General features: G+C 55.7%; 3 protein-coding genes. All 3 read right to left on the bottom strand.

Translation table 11 applies throughout. The features are described 5' to 3' along the window. The coding region (locus D7024_RS06155; protein WP_133306400.1) for a transposase at positions 1 to 1,145 on the bottom strand (1,145 nt) is incomplete at its 3' end. A 173-nt stretch (positions 1,146 to 1,318) separates the two neighbouring features. After that, positions 1,319 to 2,434 (bottom strand): FecCD family ABC transporter permease, encoded by a 1,116-nt coding sequence (locus tag D7024_RS06150; RefSeq protein ID WP_121451004.1) that lies wholly within the window; start codon positions 2,432 to 2,434, stop codon positions 1,319 to 1,321. Continuing rightward, the coding region (locus D7024_RS06145) for an ABC transporter substrate-binding protein (RefSeq protein ID WP_121451003.1) at positions 2,413 to 3,638 on the bottom strand (1,226 nt) is incomplete at its 5' end. The genes D7024_RS06150 and D7024_RS06145, both read right to left, overlap by 22 nt.

The raw sequence follows: 3,638 nt of genomic DNA, 5'->3' as shown, positions 1-3,638 counted from the left end.
GTACGCTTTTTATAGGTTGCCTTCCATTTGTAACTGGACCGCGCTAAGGGCGTGAAGACCCGCCGGTCCTCTGCCAGGGGAATACGCACTCCACCCCTTGCGGAACACTGCTCCATTCCCCGGCACTTCACCCCGTAATGCCGGGCCGGACACCGATATTTCAAGGTTTCCCGGTCCTTTTCAAATCCCCCGAAAGCCATCTCGCGACGTTTATTTGTTTCGGGACAGTGGCAATAAACCGTTCCACAGTAGTCGTAAACGATGTTCTCTTTACCGGTCACAAGCCGTGTCTCTTCGCCATCATGCCTTAGATTACGAATGTCAATCACGGGTTTGATCTGGTATTCGTCCCACAGTTTCACGATTAGTTTACCGTCATCATAGCCTTTATCCGCCGCTAATGCGTCACAGCGTTCCATAATCTCCGGATGTTGTTCGGCCACCCGTTCAATCAGCTTATGCCCCTCTTTCACGTCACTGGCTGATGCTCTTGTTACCGTAAACCCTACGGGTAGTTCATAAACAGCATCAACTATCAGATGAAGTTTGTAGCCAAACCAGGAAACTACTTTTTCCCACAGGGTACCGTCTTTTCTGCGCCCACGGTACGTTTTCTTGCCAAAGTCAGCATCGGTATCGCGGCGCCCATCAGGTCTTTGGACCTTTTCTTCTTCATCCCGCTTTTTGCCCCGGGCCAGACTGTGAATAGCTTTACTGTCCAGGGCCAGCACCCGCCCAAAATCCGGCAACAGGGTACTTATTTCATCCACCAGACGCGTAAATATTTTTTCCACTTCATCGGCGTTCTGCATCAGCTTTACTAACATGCGGCTGTACACATAAGAAGGTGGAACGGCATCCTCCCCCCGAACCGGATCAAACCCACATAGTTCACGTAACTGGGCATTCCGCTTAAGTTCCCGCCGCAGACTTTCAATAGACGTGTGTTGAAATACGACCCCGGCCAGGATTGAGTTCCAGACCGCCCGTACCGGGTAATCGTTGCGGCCGTGCCCACGTTCTCGCTCCAGCTTTTGCATGAGTTCCTCGTCGGGTAGATATTCGAGAACCAGGACCAGGCGTTCCAAATCACCCAGTTCGTCAATTTCCCGCCACCCGACAGGGCAAAAAGAAACACCAGACATAAGAAAAGAAGTACAACTTTTTTAATCCCTGGCATTAAAGACCCTCCGTCATATGATTCTTTTTCTGCATGCTGACAAAATTACACGCCCCCTCCCTTAACCTTGACGTCGAAAGCCGCTTATATAAACCGGTTGCCTCCACCACCTCCTTTCCCGGTTCCTCTTTATTGAACCTACCCCCACCACTGCCGCTTTTTCTTAATTAGCAGGTAAATGAAGAAGGGGGAGCCCATCAGGGCGGTGATAATCCCCACCGGAATTTCCGTGGGCGCAATGATGGTCCGCGCCAGGGTATCGGCCAGAAGCAGGAGCACCGCTCCCATCAGGCAGGAGCAGGGGATCAAAAACCGGTTGTCGCTGCCCACAAGCATCCGGCAGATGTGCGGCCCCACCAGGCAGACAAACCCGATGATGCCGGTGAAGGCCACCGTCGCTGCAGCAGCGAGGGTAGCCAGAGCCAGGGTATAAACCCTCAGGCGCCCCACGTTAATTCCCAGACTGGCCGCCACCTCCTCACCGGCCCCCAGCACGTTGAGATCCCAGGCGTACAGGAGCAGTCCGGCCATACAGAACAGCACCACCGGAGTAAGCAGCATCACAGTCTGCCAGTCCGCCCCCCAGAAGCCGCCCATCAGCCAGACGACGAGTTCCTTTAAGGCATCGTTATTGGAAATGTATTTTAAAAGCGATACCCCTGCCTGGAAGAGATAGCCCACGGCCACCCCGCCCAGAACCAGCGTTTCGGGTGCCATACCCTTGAACCGGGCCAGGGAGAAAGCCAGGAGTGTGGTCAACCCCCCGAAGATGAAGGCGTTGGTAACGATGAGCCACCGCGATACTTCGAGGTAGTTCCCGCCCACCAGGCCCGTCCCCAGCACGATGGCCAGGGCCGCCCCAAAGGCCGCGCCGCTGGAAAGCCCCATCGTGTAGGGCGAGACCAGGGGGTTGCGCAGCACCCCCTGCATCACCGCCCCGGCCCCGGCCAGGCTCATCCCGGTGATGGTGGCCAGCAGAATGCGGGGGAGGCGGATCTCCCAGACCACCGTCTCTGCCAGATCACTTTCCAGGGTTACCGGCACACCCAGATGGGAAAGAATCACCCGCCAGACGTCCGCCACACTTATCCCGGCTGCTCCCACCGCGGTAGCCACCAGGGCAGTAGCACCGGTTAAGCCGAGCAAAACACCGACCAGAAGGATTTTCCGGCCAATGTGGCGGGAATATGCCGTTTTAATGGCACTTATATCTGCTCCCGGACCAGGGCCGCCTACTTCGACGGGTAAACCCATACGCCTTTAAGCTCCTCCCCGTAGAACTTCTTGAGCATCTCCCGGTGCACCGCCTCCGGGTCTATGTCTTTAAAGAGCTCCGGGTGCAGCCATTTGGCTAGATAACAGAGGCCAACCACACTCCGCGGCCCAACGGCTATAGAAGATGAAATCAGGTAGACGCGTTTTCCTTCCACCGCCGCAGTAGTTTTGAGGGCTGGCCGCGCCATGATCTTTTGCTGTAATGAAGCCAGCTCAGTTACCGTTTTGGCCTCGAAACCGATGCCTCTTGTTGTCACACCCCCATAATCAGCAGAAACGTGCTTGACCACCACCTGCGGGTTCTTTGCCGCCACCCACTCCGGTGTAACCGTGGGGTAAGCTAAGCGAAGCGGTGTTACTATATTGAGGCCGCCGGCCCGCTCAATCAGCTCATGGGTGCCGGTACCAACACCGGAACTTCCCCACTCTTTCGTCGAGCTTTCCGAGTACACCCTCGGTTTCTGATTTGGTCGCAGCTTTTGCGTTCTTTCCGAAATCATTCGCCAGTGCTTTTCAATATAATCCGCATATGCGTTCGCACGCTTCGAGCACTGGAAAATCAGCCCCAGGGTCCGGATCTCGTTGCCCAAAAAATTCTGGTTGTATCCGTAAACCCTCATTACGGGAATCCCCGCCCGCTCGAGCTGTTTCCTGACTTCCGGTTTCATAGCCCACTCCAGCACCAGGTCGGGCTTCAGGGAAATGATCAGCTCTACGTTAGGTGTAACTGCGCTACCAACACTGGGCACTTTCTCAACGTAGCCAAGCCACTTCTGGTTTTTCTTCGTATAGTCGTAAACACCCACGACCCTTTTTTCTTGCCCCAGGGCCTTAATAATCTCCGCCTGATAGCTCCCAGTAACAACCACCCTCTGGGGCGGAGAGGGCACGCGGACTGTACGCTTTTCAATCTCTCCTTGGGGAGTAACGAAATGCTCCGTAACCGTTATCCTCTTCTGCCGTGCAGCCGCTGCAGGCTCCGGAGCCTCCATCACTTTGTCTCTACCGGTACGGATCACCACCGTGCGCTGCGTCTCGTCCCAGTCCACCTTGGCGCCCAGCGACTCGCCGATAAAGCGCAGGGGCACCAGGGTGCAGCCGTCTACTATCTTCCCCGGCATGTCCAGGGCCACCGGTTTACCGTTTACATGAGCCGTATACCGCCCAATGACCAGCTCAACGG

The organism is Desulfofundulus salinus (genome assembly GCF_003627965.1).
Taxonomy (GTDB): domain Bacteria; phylum Bacillota; class Desulfotomaculia; order Desulfotomaculales; family Desulfovirgulaceae; genus Desulfofundulus; species Desulfofundulus salinus.
The sequence above is the reverse complement of the archived record's forward strand: the minus strand, read 5'-3'. Positions and strand labels throughout refer to the sequence as shown.